Origin of the sequence: Bacillus sp. Brlt_9 (assembly GCF_051948935.1) — a bacterium.
Taxonomy (GTDB): Bacteria; Bacillota; Bacilli; order Bacillales; family Bacillaceae_G; genus Bacillus_A.
Window position 1 is genome coordinate 19,492 of record NZ_JAYJLO010000014.1, and the last position, 15,964, is coordinate 35,455.

The window sequence follows — 15,964 nt, forward strand, 5'->3', positions numbered from 1 at the left end:
CAGTTTTGATGAGGGGACCTAAAATAAGGTGCCCTCTTTTTTGTATACTTTCTTCAAAGGAAAATAGGTACAATATGAAGAGGGAAAATTGTAGAAGAGGAGAGTGTCATTTGAAAAAAAGAAAGATAGCGGTGGTTATGATAGTTTATACAGTGTTGCTTGCGACATCTGTAAATACATATAAAGAGCAATTAAATCATCCGATTATGAGCGATGTAGGAAAGTTACTCCCGACGAAAATAAAACGTGTTGAAAATGCTGAGGATGAAATTTCATTAAAACAGGTTGTGCAAGATGCAAATGTTTCTGGGGAGAAAATTTCTATCGCAGGTATGCAACATAGCCAAGGCGGACAGACGTATTATCCGAACGGTACGATACTTGATATGAAAGGATATAATGAAATATTAGAGTTTAATCCGGAGAAGAAGAGGATTAGGGTGCAAAGCGGTGTCACATGGAATGACATTCAAAAGAAAATTAATCCGTATGGTCTTGCGGTTCAAGTCATGCAATCTCAAAATATTTTTACTGTTGGTGGTTCATTAAGTGTAAATGTACATGGGCGTGACATTCGTCATGAAGCATTGATTGATACAGTAGAGTCATTTAGATTGTTAATGGCAAATGGTACGGTGCGTAATGTAAGTAGAGAAGAGAATGCTGATTTGTTTCCGTATGTAATTGGGGGATACGGATTGTTTGGCGTGATTTTAGATGTGACACTAAAGTTAACAAAAGATGAATTGTATGAAACGCATACGAAGGTACTAGATTATAAGGAATACTCTTCATATTTTAAGAATAAAGTGCGAAGGGATGAGGATATACGTATGCATTTAGCACGTATTTCTGTTGCCCCACATTCATTTTTAAAAGAAATGTATGTGACAGATTATGTATTAGCAAAAGATCAGCAGAAGTTGAGAGAGTACAGTGAATTAAAAGAAGAAAATATTATAGCTGCGCCAAAGTTTTTACTCGGTTTATCACGCTATAGTGATTGGGGAAAAGATACATTTTGGGATATACAAAGAAGTTATTTTGAAAGTACAAATGGTAAGTACGAAACGCGAAATAATGTAATGAGATCGGATAGTGCCTTTATGGAATACGATAACCCAAACTTGACTGAGGTTTTACAGGAGTATTTCGTACCGATAGACAGTTTTGCAGCATATATAGATGACTTGCGGAGTGTTTTAAATGAAGAAGAATTAAACCTTCTTAATATTACAATCCGCTATGTAGAAAAGAATGAGAATGCGGTACTATCTTATGCGAAAGATGATATGTTTGCACTTGTGCTTTTAATTAATCAAGGGCGCTCAGAGGATGAAATAAAGAAAACAAAAGTGGTCATTCAGAAGATGATTGATGTTACTTTAAAGCATAATGGAAGTTATTATTTACCGTACTATTCTTACCCAACGAAGGAGCAGTTAAAGAGGGCATATCCTCGTATAGAAGAATTCCTTCAGAAGAAAAAAGAAGCGGATCCAAAAGAGAGATTTGTGAATTTATTTTATAGGGAGTATACGAAATGACATATAGAAGATTTGTAGCCTCACAAAGCATCATTATGATGGCGGGAAGTATGGTGTTTCCTTTTTATATACTATTGCTTCGAAACGTTGGGAATAGCTTCTCGCAATTTGGCTGGGCGTATGGCTTATTCGCTTTAACTTCAGCACTTGTATATCCGGTAGTAGGAAAGGTGTCTGACCGAGTAGGTGATCGGAAATTATTAATTATATATGCTTGGTCTATGGCAGTATTAATGCTTTGTTTCCCGATTGCCACGGAAGTCTGGCATGTGTATATTCTTCAAATTGTAATGGGGGTTTTAGGTGCTGTGCAGCGTAATACAGAGAAGACGTCGTTAGCACGAAAGGTTGTACAAGAAAATGCTGGTTATGAGATTGGAAAATATCATGTGTGGACATCGATTGGAGGAGCAGTAGCAATTATTGCAACGGGATATTTAGTAGATTTCTTTACGATTGGTACGATTTTTTATATTGCATCTATCTTATATGTAGTAAGCGGAGTTGTATTAAGTAGTAAAAAAATATAATTACCCCCATTTTTACCTGAATACCCTTTATTTGTTATACTAAAAGGGAAAATAAAAGAAAAGGGGACATTGCCTTTGATGAAATTTTTAATTTTAGCTATTCTCACTTTGTTTTTGATTCCATGGACAAGAAGCGGTAGTAAACTTCGAGCAGTGGATAAGAAAGGGGATGAGAAGGTTGTAAAGGGTAAGAAATCATCCATTTTAGTTATTCCTGTTTTATTTTGGATAGGTATTGCAATCTATGAATATCTTTGGCTAATTGATGATCGAGCAGATTCGATTCTTACTCATTATGCCGTTGCAGTAGCGGTTTTAATTGGGCTTGTTTTATTTTCACAAAATCAAATAGGGAAATTAGAAGGTACGTTAAAAGGGCTTCTCATGTTTGTTTTACTAGCAAGTTACGGCTATTTTGGTTATTTGCACGATATAGTAATCACGCAAAAAAAATATGATTCTGTTGTAAAGGTAGAGAAAGATATTTCAGAGCCATTTACTGAAAATGATCAGCCGTTTACAGTGCCGCCAAAGACAGCGGAAAATAAGATGAAAAAAGTATTTGGAGATATTCCGAAAGTAGCTTATTTTGAACTAGGAGAATTAACGCCACAAATGGTAAATGGCGAGGCTTTATATGTAGCACCAATTGAAGTTTCAGGCTTTTTTAAAGCACGTAAAGCAGAGACAATTCCAGGATACGTAACGATGTCAGGTACGAACCCGGATGCGGAAGCAAAACTGCACCTAGGTTATAAAATGAAATATGTGCCAAGCATGTTTTTCGGGAATAATTTAGAGCGTGTTGTAAGGAAAGCAGAACCAAATCTAATCTTTAAAGGGAACCCTAAATTTGAAGTAGATGATAAAGGGAAACCTTATTATACAATGACGTATGGTGAATTTATTTCAGGAAGATCTGGATTTGAAGTAGAGGGCGTTGTAGTAGTAGACGCACAAACAGGTGAAGTGAAAAGATACGACAAAGGAAAGGCACCTAAATTTGTTGATGGCGTATTAAATCACGAGACTGCATCTACATTAAATACGTATTTCGGTAAATATATTCACGGATTTTGGAATACAAAATTCTCACAAACGGATATGAAGATCCCGACTGAGTGGGGAACGAAAGAAGGAGTTACACCAATCTTCGGTAAGGATGGAACGTTATATTACTTTACTGATTTCACCTCTCCGAAAGAAGGAGTAGATTCTGCGTTAGGTTACTCACTTATTGATGCGCGTACAGGTAAGTTATATTACTATAACGGAAAAGAAGTGAAGGGAATTATGGATGGTTCAGCTGCTTCGGAAGTAGTGGATAATTCCTTTAAGAGAGAGAAATGGCATGGAACGATGCCGGTTATTTATAACGTGTACGGTAAACCTTCTTGGATTGTACCTGTTATTGATGACGGAGGGTTAGTACGTGCTCATACAGTTATCTATGCTTCTAATGCAAAAATATTTGCAACAGGTTCGACGCAAAAAGAAGCGCTTGAGAATTATAAAAATGCACTGAGCGGAAGTGGAGATTCATTTAGACCGACTTCAAGTGGTAAAGAGGCACAAAAAGAAGGCGTTGTACAACGTGTGTATAAAGAAAAATCAGGTGAAAATACAATTGTGTATGTACTGTTAGAGAATGAACAAAAAGTATTTATGATACCTGTGAAAAAATTCCCATATGCTATGTTTACAGAAGTGGGCGATCCAATTCAAATCACATATTTAGATACAGGAGAGGCGATGTCTTCCGTATCTAAATTTGCAAATAGCAATTTGAAAAAGTAAAGCGATAGAAATTCTATCGCTTTTTTTTTACAGTATGAAACAGGAAAATGCACTATACTTGACGTATGTTTATGTTGTAACTATAATTGTTACGATTTAGTAGTTATAGGAAAGGGTGAACGGAAAAAGTGAATGGAGTTAATCAAGAAATATATAAACCTGTAAAGACAAATAGGTTATGGATGATTCTTGTACTAGGGACACTTACGGCGATTGGGCCATTATCTATTGATATGTATTTGCCTTCTTTACCGAAATTAACAGATGACCTACAAACAGGTGCATCCCTAGCGCAGCTAACATTAACAGCTTGTTTACTTGGGCTTTCAGTAGGGCAATTATTTGTCGGTTCAATTAGTGATATTTACGGAAGGCGCAAACCTCTTATTATTGCTCTTATTATTTATGTTGCTTCTTCTTTACTTTGTGCTGTTGCGCCATCTATTTGGAGTTTAGTGTTATTGCGCTTCTTACAAGGGGCTTCAGGATCGGCTGGGATTGTTATATCACGTGCAATGGTACGTGACATGTATTCAGGTTCTGAAATGACGAAGTTTTTCTCACTGCTTATGTTAGTAAACGGAGCAGCGCCTATTTTGGCACCGATTATTGGAGGACAATTGTTACAATTTACAACATGGCGCGGTGTTTTCATCGTTCTTGGAGCAATTAGTGTATTCATGTTAATATCAGCTACTTTCGTATTACGTGAAACATTACCTCCTGAAGAGAGAGAAATGGGTGGATTGTCAGGAACATTGGCGACGTACGGAAAACTGTTAAAGGATCGTCTGTTTATGGGATATGCATTGTCACAAGGGCTAGTAACGGCGGCAATGTTTGCGTACATTTCGGGCTCACCATTTGTTTTACAGAACATATACGGAGCATCACCACAGCAATTTAGTTTATTCTTTGCAATCAACGGTATCGGTATTATTATTGCTAGTCAGGTAACGGGTCGTTTAGCAGGGAAAGTGAATGAGAAGACTTTATTTGTTGCTGGTATTATTATCGCAGCTGTTGGCGGTTTATCTTTACTACTGACAATCTTACTAGGAATAGGTTTAATTGGTGTTTTATGCTCGTTATTCCTTGTCGTATCAAGTGTCGGGGTTGTATCAACGACTGGGTTCTCGTTAGCGATGAGAAATCAGAAACAAGCCGCAGGAACAGCATCAGCCTTATTAGGATTATTACAGTTCATTTCAGGAGCACTTGTTGCACCGTTAGTAGGTATTGGGGGAAGCAACACTGCATTACCGATGGGGGTTGTGATCGCTCTTTGTGAAATTGGTGCTGTATTATGTTATCTATTTATGGCCAGAAGAAGTGAAAAGCAGTTTGAAATGCAACAAAGACAAAATTTAGAGGCTTAAATTATAAAAAAGAGCTGATTCAAATACATTTTGAATCAGCTCTTTTTTCATTTCTTTGAAATAATGAATGCAGCTTCGCAAGTTGATGCAAAAGTTATTTGCAGAAAGTGACGATACTGTGACAAAAATGTAGGCATGTATATTAAGGTATCGTCTTAAGTGTAAAAAGTAGGATGTTCTCGGTATAATAACAAGTGGAGATATAAGAAACTATAATGAGTAGTAGCTGTAGATAAAAGGAGAAGAAGAGATGAAGAAGGTTTTGGGTATTGCTGTAATGGGAAGTATGATCCTTTTAGCGGGATGTAATGGAAATAAAGATACGAAAGAACCGAAAGAAAAGGTAGAGCAATCTACTGAGCAAACAGAAGAGATGAAAGAATACCGTGCAGTACATGAAAAATACGATATGAAAATGAATAAAGAAATTAATAAAGCATTACAGTTATGGGAAGTGGCAAAAGAAAAGGGCGGTAAGGAAATAACGAATGCTAAATATAAAGAAGACGTGCAGAAGGTAACAACGGGCATGTTAGAAGATATAGATCACATACGTAAAGAAATTCGTGTGCCGAAGTCGAAAGAACAAGAACATGAAATGTATGTTGGTTTCTTAAATGAAGCAGAACAAGCGATGAAAAAATTACAGAAGTTAGCTAAAGAAGAAGATTCATCTTTGATTCGTGATATAGAAATTAATTTTTCAACAGCATCGACATACTATAAACGTTTTCAAGCAGAAACGAAAAAATAACCTTGCGCACGCGCAAGGTTATTTTTTCTTCTTACCATCTCCGTCTTCATCCTCGGATACTAATACCTTCTGTTCTTCGTGAAATTCAGAAATGGTTTGACCGGTAATATTATCGAATGGAGTATAAAAAGAAGTGATATGTTTCTTTTTAATAAAGAGTTTATAGAAGCCGATGATGACAAGTATAACGATTGTTAAGGGTAATCCTATAGTAGCAAGAAGTAAGGGATCCATCTTATAACTCCTTTAACAGTATTTCTTTTTAGTATAAGTGAAAACTATAATTTCGATAAATGACATTAAAAACTGATTTTTCTAAATATATCCAATTTGATTGACTTTTCATTTTTTCAGAATTATAATTCGAAATATACAATTTGAACCAAATAATAATATAGCAATTTACTTATCCAGAGAGGTAGAGGGACTGGCCCTATGACACCTCAGCAGCGGGTTCTGTAAGATGAACACCGTGCTAATTCCAGCAAGCAAGTCTTGAAAGATAAGTGATGGGCCTTCGTTTATTAAGCCTTGATCTTATTTTTTAAGATCAAGGCTTTTTGTATTTTAAGAAGCGGAAAGGTAATAGGAACAAATATGTCATTAAAACAAAGTAAATTCATTTGTTTAGGGGGTTATTGAAGTGTATGTTATTAAAAAACTATCGGTTATGGTTTTCACGCTATGGGTCATTACGACAGTAACATTTTTGATTATGCATATTATTCCGGGGGATCCATTTTCATCAGATGCGAAAATCTTTCCTGAAGAAGTGATACAAAACATGAGAGCGAAGTATCACCTCGATGAACCGTTATGGAATCAATATGTCGCTTATTTAGACGGCGTAGTTCATTTTGATTTTGGTGAATCTGTTCAATCCACAGGTCAAGGTGTATCAGAAATTATAACGACAGGATTTGGTCCTTCAGCGATTATTGGTTTACAAGCACTTATTATTTCATTATTAGTCGGAATTGCAGCAGGTACATTTGCAGCCCTATATCATGGGAAAGTAATTGATTATAGTGTGAGCTTACTTGCCATTCTCGGTATATCTATTCCAAGTTTTATTTTAGCACCATTATTTATACAAGTATTTGCTATACAGTTTGAACTGTTACCAGTAGCGTCTTGGGGCACATTCGAACATACCGTATTGCCATCCTTCGCATTAGCGTTAGGGCCAATCGCGGTTATTACGAGATTTGTTCGCTCTAATATGATTGAAGTATTGCAGAGTGATTATATTAAATTAGCAAGAGCGAAAGGTATACCAATTAAGAAGATTATTATAAGGCATGCCCTTCGAAATGCAATTGTTCCAGTTCTTACATTTGTTGGGCCTTTAATGGCTGGACTTTTAACAGGGACTTTCGTTATTGAAAAAATATTTTCCATTCCTGGTCTAGGAAAATATTTCGTAGATAGTATTTTTAACCGGGATTATCCGGTCATTATGGGAACGACGATTTTCTATAGTGCATTATTAATTTCTTGTATTTTCATTACAGATATTATTCACCGTATTGTTGATCCACGTATTCGTTCTATTACGTAAGGAGGGGGGACATTTAAATGGGAGCTTATGAAATCAATAAACAGTTATTAACGAATGAAGAGAAAAAAGAATTAACGATAAATAAAGAGCAGCAAACAATTAGCCGAAAGAAGGAAGTGTTTCGCAAGTTTATATCAAACCCTATAGCAGTTTTAGGGGCAGTGACGCTATTACTAATTATTATTTTCTCACTAATTGGCGAAAGTTTAACGTCATTTACTGCGAGTGAACAAGTGAAAGAAGCAACTAATTTACCTCCTAGTAGCGAGCATTGGTTCGGAACCGATGATTTAGGAAGAGACATATGGGCGCGTACTTGGGCTGGTGGGAAAATCTCGCTAACAGTTGGATTGGTAGCAGCAGCGCTAGACATAGGGCTTGGTGTACTGATCGGAGGATTTAGCGGATATGTAAGAGGGCGTAATCGTCTTGGAACGTTAATAGATGAATGGATTATAAGAGGGATTGAAGTGTTATATGGTATCCCATATTTATTAATTGTTATTTTACTATTGATCGTGATGAAACCAGGACTTTTTACAATTATAATCGCTCTTGCATTAACAGGTTGGATTGGCATGGCACGCCTCATTAGAGCCCAAGTCTTGTCTTTAAAACAAAGAGAATTTGTTATCGCAGCAGAGCGGTTAGGTACGTCTCATATGAAAATTATATATGGACACTTAATTCCAAACTTAACAGGCATTATTATCGTAAATTTATCATTTACAATTCCGGCAGCTATTTTCTCAGAATCATTTTTAAGCTTTATCGGACTCGGAGTGCAATCACCAGCGGCTAGCTGGGGAACGATGACGAACGATGCACTCGGGACATTGCTAAGCGGAGAGTGGTGGCAATTATTCTTCCCGGCAATCATGATTGCACTCATCATGTTCGCATTTAATGCAATTGGTGATGGCTTACAAGATGCAATTGATCCAAAAATCGTAAAACAGAATCGAAAGGAGAAAAAACATGGGACAGCTCTTATCTTTAGAAAACGTAACGTTAGCCGTTGAAAAAGAGAATAGTAAACAAGCAATTGTGAAGCATGTTTCCTTTTCTATTAGTGAAGGTGAAATAGTTGCGCTTGTAGGAGAAAGTGGCTCAGGGAAAAGTGTTACAGCACAATCTATTATCGGCTTAAATCAAGAATCAATTCATATTGATGATGGAAATATATCTTTTGAATCAGAGGAATTAACGAATCTACAAGAATCAGAATGGAATCAAGTTCGTGGGAAGGATATTTCTTTTATCTTTCAAGATCCACTTTCATCTTTAAATCCGACGATGAAGGTGGGAAGGCAAATTACAGAAGTGATTTTGCAACATGAGAAAAAATCGAAAAGAGAAGCAAAAGAAATTGCAATTAACTTATTAAATGATTTAGGGATACATGAAGCAGAGAAACGTTTTGAACAGTACCCACATCAATTAAGCGGAGGTATGAGGCAACGTATTTGTTTAGCAATTGCATTTGCTTGTCACCCAAAGCTCGTTATTGCAGATGAGCCTACAACTGCATTAGATGTAACGATTCAAAAACAAATTATGGGGTTATTAAAAGAGCGAAAAGAAAAACAAAATACGAGTATTTTATTAATTACACATGATTTGGCGCTTGTACGTGAAGTAGCAGATCGAGTAGTTGTGATGTACGGGGGACGTGTTGTTGAAAAAGGGACGATACAAGAAGTAATAGGTTCACCGAAGCACCCATATACGAAAAGTTTATTGCAAGCAATTCCGAATATGGATGATGCTGAAAAGGTACTTAGAGCAATTGAGGGAACAACACCATCAATTGAAACATTGAACAGCTTTGGGTGCCCATTTGTAAATAGATGTCCAGTAGCAATACAAGAATGCATTCATCGTTTCCCAGAGAGAACAACATATTCCGCGGAACACAGTTCACATTGTTGGCAGCATGTTCTAGAGCATAACCAAGCGAAATCAAAAGAGAAGGTGAATGCCTCATGAAGACAGATTTAATTACTGTAAAGCAAGTAACGAAGACGTATGGAAGTAAAAAGAAAGAAATAGCAGCGCTAAAAGAAATATCACTTTCTATCCCGAAAGGAACAACACTTGGCATTATTGGAGAAAGTGGTTCAGGAAAAACGACACTTGGTAAGCTCATAGCTGGGATTGAGAGTCCAACGTCTGGTGAAATTGATTATAACGGTCAAGTTGTTCACAAGTTGAAGTCAGCTCATAAGCGAGATTTCTTGCAGAAAGTACAGTTCATTTTTCAAGATTCAACAGCCGCATTAAATCCGCGCTGGAAAGTACGCGATAGCGTAACAGAAGGCTATATTTCATTCGGTTTAGGCGATAAAGGGCTGAAAGATAAAGTCGCAGGTGATGCACTAGAACGTGTTGGACTAGATAGACGATATATTGATCGTTACCCGCACGAATTTAGCGGAGGACAACGTCAACGTATTGCTATTGCAAGGGCGTTATTATGTGAGCCTGAGGTATTAATTCTTGATGAACCAATTTCTGCGTTAGATGTTTCATTGCAAATTCAAGTTGTACATTTACTGCAGAAAATTCAAAAGGAGCAAGGTTATACATATTTATTTATCGCGCACGATTTACCGATGGTTCACTACTTATGTGAAAAAGTGGCTGTCTTATATAAAGGAGAACTTGTTGAATTTGGAAATACGGATGAAGTGTTCCGTAATCCACAACATTCTTATACAAAAACATTATTAGCGTCAACACCAAAAATTTCGGGTTAAAGGAGAATGTAGGATGAAGAAGTTTTTATTATTTGTCATTATGACCGTATTAGCAATTACTTCTGTCGCTTGTGGTAAAAAAGAGGCACAAAAGGCGAGTGCTGGTAAAGGAGAAGGGGATAGATTAGTAACGAATATTGGTAGCGACCCATATACACTCGATTCCGCTATTGCAACAGATAGCACGTCAGGTTATGTAATTGGACATTTATTCTCAAGCTTATATACGCAAGATAGCGATGGGAAATATCAAAATGAATTAGCAGAGAAAGAAGAAGTAAATACTGAGGGAACTGAATATACAATTCATTTAAAGAAAGATATTAAATGGTCAGATGGTTCTCCTATTACGGCAAATGACTTTGAATTTGCATGGAAGCGATTGTTAAACCCAAAAACGGGTTCTATGAATGCGACAGAAATGTATTTTATTAAAGGGGCAGAGGCATATAATACTGGAAAAGGTGAAGAAGGCCAAGTTGGTATTCAAGTTGTTGATCCTCAAACATTAAAGGTAACACTTGAGCACCCAGTGTCTTCTATTAAACAAAAATTAGCGAGTTCATTATTTATTCCATTATCTAAAAAATCAATTGATGATAATAATAAATTAAAAACAGATCCAAAAGAGTTAATTACGAACGGACCATTCACGTTAAAAGAATGGAAGCATAACCAAGCAATTACAGTGCAAAAAAATAAAGAATACTATGATAAAAAGGTAACATTAAAAGAAATTGAGTTTCGTATTATTCCAGACTCTAAAACAGCTTACCAATTGTACAAATCAAAAGAATTAGATTTACTAAGTAGCTTACCACAAGAAATGATTGAGAAAGAAAAAGGAAATAAAGAATATAAGCGTGTTGCAGGATTCTCATCTTATATTTATTCGTTTAACGTAGAAAAAGAGCCATTCACAAATGCGAAAGTGCGTAAAGCATTCTCATTAGCAGTTGATCGTAAGTTCATCGTTGAAAAACTGTATAAGAATAATGCACAAGAAGCAAATGCATTCGTTCCAGAAGGAGCAAAAACACAAAGTGGCCGTGATTTCCGTAAAGAAAAAGGTGGTTACGTTAAATTTGATCCAGCAGAAGCGAAAAAGTTACTAGAAGAAGGTATGAAAGAACAAGGATGGTCTACATTACCTGAAGTAACATTAAAATTCACTACAGATACACAACATAAAAAAGTAGCAGAAGCAATGCAAGAAATGTTTAAGAAAAATCTTGGCGTAGATATTAAATTAGAGAATAAAGAGTGGAAGAGTTACATCGACACATATAAGCAAAGTGATTTCCAATTAGCTTATATGGGATGGGGCGGTTCTTTATTAGATCCAATTACTAAACTAGATTTATATGCAGGTGATGGTCCAAACAACTATGCAAAATGGCATAATAAAGAATTTGACGCTTTAGTAAAAGAAGCAGAAGTGGAACAAAATGAAGACAAGCGTTTTGACTTATTGCATAAAGCAGAAGATATTATGTTTACAGATTCACCGTTAATTCCAATTATATTCCCTTCTGATTCTTACTTACAAAAAGGATCAGTATCTGGACTTCAATATTATGTGGGATCTAAACCAGATTTAAGATATGCAAAAATAAAGAAGTAGGCAACCGCCTACTTCTTTATTTTATTTCTCTTTTATATTCCTTTTTTGTTCCATCAGAGAAGACAACTTCTAAATCGAATTTTTGATAGTCTTTATCAAGTTTAAACACGTTTACTACCTGATCGATTACTTCTTGGTCAGGAGTATCTTTATCAAATTTTAATTCTTGTAGAAGTGGGCTTAATTTTGTGATAGCTTCGTCACCTGTGAACTTTGCATTTGATTTGTGGTCTTCAAGTTTTGCTTCCATTTTTTTATCAGCCGCTACATTTTTATAATCAGCTTCGTAGTCTTTTTTCGTATCTTGATAGTCCGCATCTAAACTAAATTCATTAAAATTAAGTTTTAAATCTGCAGGAGCCTCATTTTTTGCTTCTTCCGTCGTTTTCTTATCAGAAGTTGTATCTTCTTTTGCAGGAGCTTTACATCCTGTTAATGCAGGTACTAGCATAAGAGCTAATAAAACTGATAGTAGAGTTCTCATTATAAATTCCTCCTTATGTAAATTGCTTCTATACAAGTTTTTCCAAAAAACATGTAATTATGTATGCATTGAAAATAAATTATTAACTTGTAGCCACAAAGATTAATCCGCAATTTAAATCAAAAACGATTTGTATGTATATGGTAAATTAAGGTTGTGAGGAGGGACTAAAATGCATGAAGAATATAAAGAGATGATAAAGAAGGCAATTGAGTATATAGAGAGTCACTTACATGAGGAACTTACAACAGAAAGAGTGGCGTCTCACAGTGCGGTGTCGATGTACCATTTTCATCGTATTTTTCAAAGTTATATTGGGATGAGTGTAACGGATTACATTCGAAAGAGAAGATTAACTCATGCTGCACAGGCTTTAGTATCGACTGAAAGAGCTGTTATTGATATTGCAATGCAATATGGTTTTTCCTCACAAGAGGCATTTACGAGAGCTTTTAAAAGAATGTTTCAATTGCCACCAAAGAAATATCGAAAGTACTTCCAGTCATTTTATATAGAAAGAGAGGGTGTTTCAATGCAAAAGGGTATACCGAAAGGATGGATCTTAAGTGGAAGCCATCCTGCTGAATATGAGATGGGTTTAGATTATGAAGTTGTCCATCAAGGAAAAGTATCTGCATACATAAAAGCAAAAGAGAATGTTACGCATGGAGGATTTTCAACATTAATGCAAATGTTTCGAGCGGATAAATATGTAGGGAAAAGATTACGTTTTACAGCATTTGTTAAGAGTGAGAACGTAAGAGATTGGGCAGGGTTGTGGATGCGAGTAGACGGAAAAGATACAGAACCGCTCGCTATGGATAACATGCAGAATCGCCCAATTAAAAATACGAATAACTGGCAATCGTACTCGGTTGTATTAGATATAAAAGAAGGAGCGCTTGGTATTGCATTTGGCGTTTTATTATCAGGAGAAGGCTGTGTGTGGCTAGATAGTATTCGATTTGATGAAGTGGATGAAAAAATTCCTTCAACAGATTTGGCTGAAAACTTTTATGAAACACTACTAGAAGAACCGGTAAATCTGCAATTTGAAGAAATAGAAAAGTAAGGGGAAAAGATATGCTCAAATATGTAAAACTAATAAGTATTAGTTTAGTAATATCGTCTTGTATTATGGGAATTAACTATTTAGTTAGCTATCTTTGGTCAGGGCATATACCTTCTTTGACGTGGAGAACATATTTGATGTTTATGTTTATATTTATGATGAGTTTTGGTTCAATGCAAAAGGAAGGTAAAGAGGATTATTGACAATAGTCTTCTTCGCATTTCTTTCATTAACACAAATGTTTCTAACTGTGTTTGGAAATGCAGGTATGATTTTTAATATTATCTCGCTATCGTTACAACTTGTAAGTTCGGGTGTAATCGTACCACATGAAATGCTTTCTAAAACATATCAAACAATTGGCGAATTATTTCCCGCAACATATGCAGCGAATGGCTATTATACAATAATATTTGGAGGAGTTAGTTTAGAGAAAAATATTATTGCATTATTAGTTATTGTATTGGTTACACAATCAGTAGCAGTGATGACTTTAGCTATAAAAGGAATGGTAAAGGGAAGAAGAAGCTCTGTAGTTAAAGAAGCATAAAATAAAAAGGTATCCTCGGTGGGATACCTTTTTATTACCACTTATTATTTTGCAACTTCTGTCCACTTGTAGTTAAACTCACCGCCGAAGTCAGTTGTTACAAGTCCTTTAATAAATCCGCGTTGTAAGTAAGAGCGACCTTGTTGATATAAAGGAGCGACAGCGCCGTCTTGTAATAGAATTTTCTCAGCTTGTTTCATTGCTTCAAAGCGAGCTTTTTCATCGCCAGCTAAATCTGTTTTCACTTTATGAATGAGCTCATCGTACTCTTTGTTAGAGTATTTATCGAAGTTATAAGCACTATCTGTTGTAAATAAATCTAAGAATGTAATTGGATCAGCGAAGTCAGGGCCCCAGCCATCAATACCGATTTCATAGTCACCACTTAATAGTAGTTTTAACTGTTGTTTACGTGGTTGTGGTTTTAATGTCACTGTTAATCCATCTAGATTCTTTTCTAATTCACCCTTTAAATACTCACCAGTCTTTTTAGCTAAAGCATTATCACTAGTTAATAGTTCGATTGTTACTTTGTCAGTACCAAGTTCTTGCTTCGCCTTTTTCCAGTTTTCTTTTGCTATTTTCACATCATCTTTGACTAGGTTTCCATTTTCTTTACGGAAGTCGTTACCTTCTGGACTTTTTGCGAATTTCACAGGAACCATTCCTTCAGCTGGAACAGCACCGTTATTTAAAATTGTTTCTACGTATGCTTTCTTATTCATTGCTCCGTTAATAGCAAGGCGTGCATGTTGATTTTTTAATGTTTCATTTTTTTGATTGAGTCGTAAAAATTGAATGCCAACTTCAGCGCGTTCTTTGAAGTTTGGATCGCCCTTATATTTATCAACAAACTCCGCAGTTAAAGCAACGCGATCAATTTGTCCTGAATCATATAAGTTAACTTCTGTAGACTTATCTTTAACGACATTGAAGTTGATTTCTTCTAATTTTACAGTTTTAGCATCCCAATAGTTAGGGTTTTTCTTCAATTGGAAGCTTTGCTCATGTTTCCAGTTATCTAATGTGAAAGCACCGTTGTAAATTAAATGATTTGTTTCTAAACCGTATTTATCGCCTTGAGACTTTAAGTAATCTTCATTAATTGGTAAGAATGTTGAGAATGTAGTTAAGCTTAAGAAGTAGGGAACAGGACGGTCTAGTTGTACTTCTAAAGTTTTGTCATCAACAGCTTTAATACCTAATTGATCAACCGGTAATTGTTTTTGGTTTATTTGTTTCGCATTTTTTATATCGAAGAATAAGAATGCGTATTCAGCTGCTGTATCAGGGTTTACGGCACGTTGCCAAGCGAAGACGAAGTCCTTTGCTGTAACAGGAGTACCGTTTGACCATTTTGAATCACGCAGGTGGAATGTATATTTTGTTTTATCGGGACTAACGTCAACGGACTCAGCGACACCAGGAATTGGTTTGTTATCTTCTCCCATTGCATATAAACCTTCAAAAACATTGCGCATTACGCTCATGGATTCCCCATCCGTTGCTTTTGCAACATCCATTGTTGGAATTTCTGAAGCGAATGATAAGTTAATTGCCTGTTTATCAGGTGCTTTATCATTTGCTTTCGCTCCGCTTGCATGATCTTTATTTCCCCCGCAAGCAGTTAGTAATAGACTTGCCCCTAAAACAGATGCAACAACAGGTACAACTTTTTTCTTCATTGTTCGTTCCTCCCTAAATGTGTTGTTCGTAACGTCATAATGTCCATGTCTTGAAGTGTAACTATAGAAGAAGAGAAAACCTATTATAGATATGTGTATGTAGGTAATCATGTGTTCTATATGTATATACATGTTGAACTATAATCTATCGTTATATGTTTCAACGTAGTAGACGTTATATTTTGATGGTGAAATATTTCGTTTCTTTGATTATTTAGAATA

At 35.8% G+C, this 15,964-nt stretch carries 16 protein-coding genes and 1 riboswitch; of the genes, 13 read left to right on the forward strand and 3 right to left on the reverse strand.

The features are described 5' to 3' along the window. Positions 1-110 precede the first annotated feature (110 nt). The 5 genes from VF726_RS28900 (at position 111) to VF726_RS28920 (ending at position 6,007) form a co-directional block, all read left to right on the forward strand. Complete coding sequence (locus VF726_RS28900) at positions 111-1,547, forward strand: FAD-binding oxidoreductase (protein WP_440173667.1); 1,437 nt, start codon at positions 111-113, stop codon at positions 1,545-1,547. Further along, positions 1,544-2,077: an MFS transporter gene (locus tag VF726_RS28905; protein WP_078419377.1), complete on the forward strand. Its 534-nt coding sequence runs from the start codon at positions 1,544-1,546 to the stop codon at positions 2,075-2,077. Before VF726_RS28900 ends, VF726_RS28905 begins: the two co-directional genes overlap by 4 nt. Positions 2,078-2,155: 78 nt before the next feature. After that, positions 2,156-3,874, forward strand: a complete 1,719-nt coding sequence (locus VF726_RS28910) for a DUF3981 domain-containing protein (protein WP_440173734.1) — start codon at positions 2,156-2,158, stop codon at positions 3,872-3,874. Positions 3,875-4,002: 128 nt separating this feature from the next. Beyond that, positions 4,003-5,253, forward strand: a complete 1,251-nt coding sequence (locus tag VF726_RS28915) for a multidrug effflux MFS transporter (protein WP_440173670.1) — start codon at positions 4,003-4,005, stop codon at positions 5,251-5,253. A gap of 250 nt (positions 5,254-5,503) precedes the next feature. Next, positions 5,504-6,007 carry a hypothetical protein gene (locus VF726_RS28920; protein WP_087958352.1) on the forward strand — a complete coding sequence of 168 codons (504 nt, stop codon included), beginning with the start codon at positions 5,504-5,506 and terminating at the stop codon, positions 6,005-6,007. Positions 6,008-6,025: 18 nt separating this feature from the next. Here VF726_RS28920 and VF726_RS28925 read toward each other — a convergent pair whose 3' ends face one another. Beyond that, positions 6,026-6,241, reverse strand: coding sequence for a DUF3951 domain-containing protein (locus VF726_RS28925; protein ID WP_242256379.1), 216 nt, complete (start codon positions 6,239-6,241; stop codon positions 6,026-6,028). 169 nt (positions 6,242-6,410) lie between these two features. After that, positions 6,411-6,516: riboswitch (SAM riboswitch) on the forward strand. Positions 6,517-6,650: 134 nt separating this feature from the next. On the opposite strand from VF726_RS28925, the gene VF726_RS28930 reads away from it, so the two are divergent. From VF726_RS28930 to VF726_RS28950, 5 genes are read left to right on the forward strand one after another with little or no spacing between them, the layout of a single operon-like run. Next, entirely contained in the window at positions 6,651-7,568 is a 918-nt protein-coding gene (locus VF726_RS28930) for an ABC transporter permease (protein WP_048528645.1), read from the forward strand. A gap of 17 nt (positions 7,569-7,585) precedes the next feature. Next, positions 7,586-8,590, forward strand: a complete 1,005-nt coding sequence (locus VF726_RS28935) for an ABC transporter permease (protein WP_440173674.1) — start codon at positions 7,586-7,588, stop codon at positions 8,588-8,590. Further along, positions 8,547-9,557 (forward strand): ABC transporter ATP-binding protein, encoded by a 1,011-nt coding sequence (locus VF726_RS28940; RefSeq protein ID WP_440173676.1) that lies wholly within the window; start codon positions 8,547-8,549, stop codon positions 9,555-9,557. The genes VF726_RS28935 and VF726_RS28940 overlap by 44 nt, the downstream gene beginning before the upstream one ends. Beyond that, positions 9,554-10,327, forward strand: coding sequence for an ABC transporter ATP-binding protein (locus VF726_RS28945; RefSeq protein ID WP_440173677.1), 774 nt, complete (start codon positions 9,554-9,556; stop codon positions 10,325-10,327). Before VF726_RS28940 ends, VF726_RS28945 begins: the two co-directional genes overlap by 4 nt. A gap of 13 nt (positions 10,328-10,340) precedes the next feature. Further along, the gene (locus VF726_RS28950) at positions 10,341-11,951 is read left to right on the forward strand and encodes a peptide ABC transporter substrate-binding protein (RefSeq protein ID WP_440173678.1); all 1,611 of its coding nucleotides are present in this window, start codon (positions 10,341-10,343) and stop codon (positions 11,949-11,951) included. A 16-nt stretch (positions 11,952-11,967) separates the two neighbouring features. On the opposite strand, the gene VF726_RS28955 is transcribed toward VF726_RS28950, so the two are convergent. Further along, a complete protein-coding gene (locus VF726_RS28955; RefSeq protein WP_440173679.1) occupies positions 11,968-12,435 on the reverse strand; it encodes a YusW family protein in 468 nt (155 codons plus the stop codon). Positions 12,436-12,607: 172 nt separating this feature from the next. Here VF726_RS28955 and VF726_RS28960 point away from each other — a divergent pair, with 172 nt between their 5' ends. Genes VF726_RS28960 through VF726_RS28970 form a run of 3 tightly spaced genes read left to right on the forward strand, consistent with a single transcriptional unit; the run spans position 12,608 to position 14,057 of the window. After that, positions 12,608-13,507, forward strand: a complete 900-nt coding sequence (locus VF726_RS28960; RefSeq protein ID WP_440173682.1) for a helix-turn-helix transcriptional regulator — start codon at positions 12,608-12,610, stop codon at positions 13,505-13,507. Between the two features lie 11 nt (positions 13,508-13,518). Continuing rightward, a complete protein-coding gene (locus VF726_RS28965) occupies positions 13,519-13,710 on the forward strand; it encodes a hypothetical protein (protein ID WP_440173685.1) in 192 nt (63 codons plus the stop codon). Further along, the gene (locus VF726_RS28970) at positions 13,707-14,057 is read left to right on the forward strand and encodes a hypothetical protein (RefSeq protein WP_440173687.1); all 351 of its coding nucleotides are present in this window, start codon (positions 13,707-13,709) and stop codon (positions 14,055-14,057) included. The genes VF726_RS28965 and VF726_RS28970 overlap by 4 nt, the downstream gene beginning before the upstream one ends. A gap of 44 nt (positions 14,058-14,101) precedes the next feature. Here VF726_RS28970 and VF726_RS28975 read toward each other — a convergent pair whose 3' ends face one another. Further along, positions 14,102-15,742: an ABC transporter substrate-binding protein gene (locus VF726_RS28975; protein WP_440173690.1), complete on the reverse strand. Its 1,641-nt coding sequence runs from the start codon at positions 15,740-15,742 to the stop codon at positions 14,102-14,104. Positions 15,743-15,964 lie beyond the last annotated feature (222 nt).

Excerpts from the sequence above, each read along its gene's own strand:
- VF726_RS28905 (WP_078419377.1), top strand. The coding sequence starts at position 1,544 with ATGACATATAGAAGATTTGTAGCCTCACAAAGCATCATTATGATGGCG.
- VF726_RS28910 (WP_440173734.1), top strand. The coding sequence starts at position 2,156 with ATGAAATTTTTAATTTTAGCTATTCTCACTTTGTTTTTGATTCCATGG.
- VF726_RS28920 (WP_087958352.1), top strand. The coding sequence starts at position 5,504 with ATGAAGAAGGTTTTGGGTATTGCTGTAATGGGAAGTATGATCCTTTTA.
- VF726_RS28925 (WP_242256379.1), bottom strand. The coding sequence starts at position 6,241 with ATGGATCCCTTACTTCTTGCTACTATAGGATTACCCTTAACAATCGTT.
- VF726_RS28935 (WP_440173674.1), top strand. The coding sequence starts at position 7,586 with ATGGGAGCTTATGAAATCAATAAACAGTTATTAACGAATGAAGAGAAA.
- VF726_RS28940 (WP_440173676.1), top strand. The coding sequence starts at position 8,547 with ATGGGACAGCTCTTATCTTTAGAAAACGTAACGTTAGCCGTTGAAAAA.
- VF726_RS28945 (WP_440173677.1), top strand. The coding sequence starts at position 9,554 with ATGAAGACAGATTTAATTACTGTAAAGCAAGTAACGAAGACGTATGGA.
- VF726_RS28950 (WP_440173678.1), top strand. The coding sequence starts at position 10,341 with ATGAAGAAGTTTTTATTATTTGTCATTATGACCGTATTAGCAATTACT.
- VF726_RS28955 (WP_440173679.1), bottom strand. The coding sequence starts at position 12,435 with ATGAGAACTCTACTATCAGTTTTATTAGCTCTTATGCTAGTACCTGCA.
- VF726_RS28960 (WP_440173682.1), top strand. The coding sequence starts at position 12,608 with ATGCATGAAGAATATAAAGAGATGATAAAGAAGGCAATTGAGTATATA.
- VF726_RS28965 (WP_440173685.1), top strand. The coding sequence starts at position 13,519 with ATGCTCAAATATGTAAAACTAATAAGTATTAGTTTAGTAATATCGTCT.
- VF726_RS28975 (WP_440173690.1), bottom strand. The coding sequence starts at position 15,742 with ATGAAGAAAAAAGTTGTACCTGTTGTTGCATCTGTTTTAGGGGCAAGT.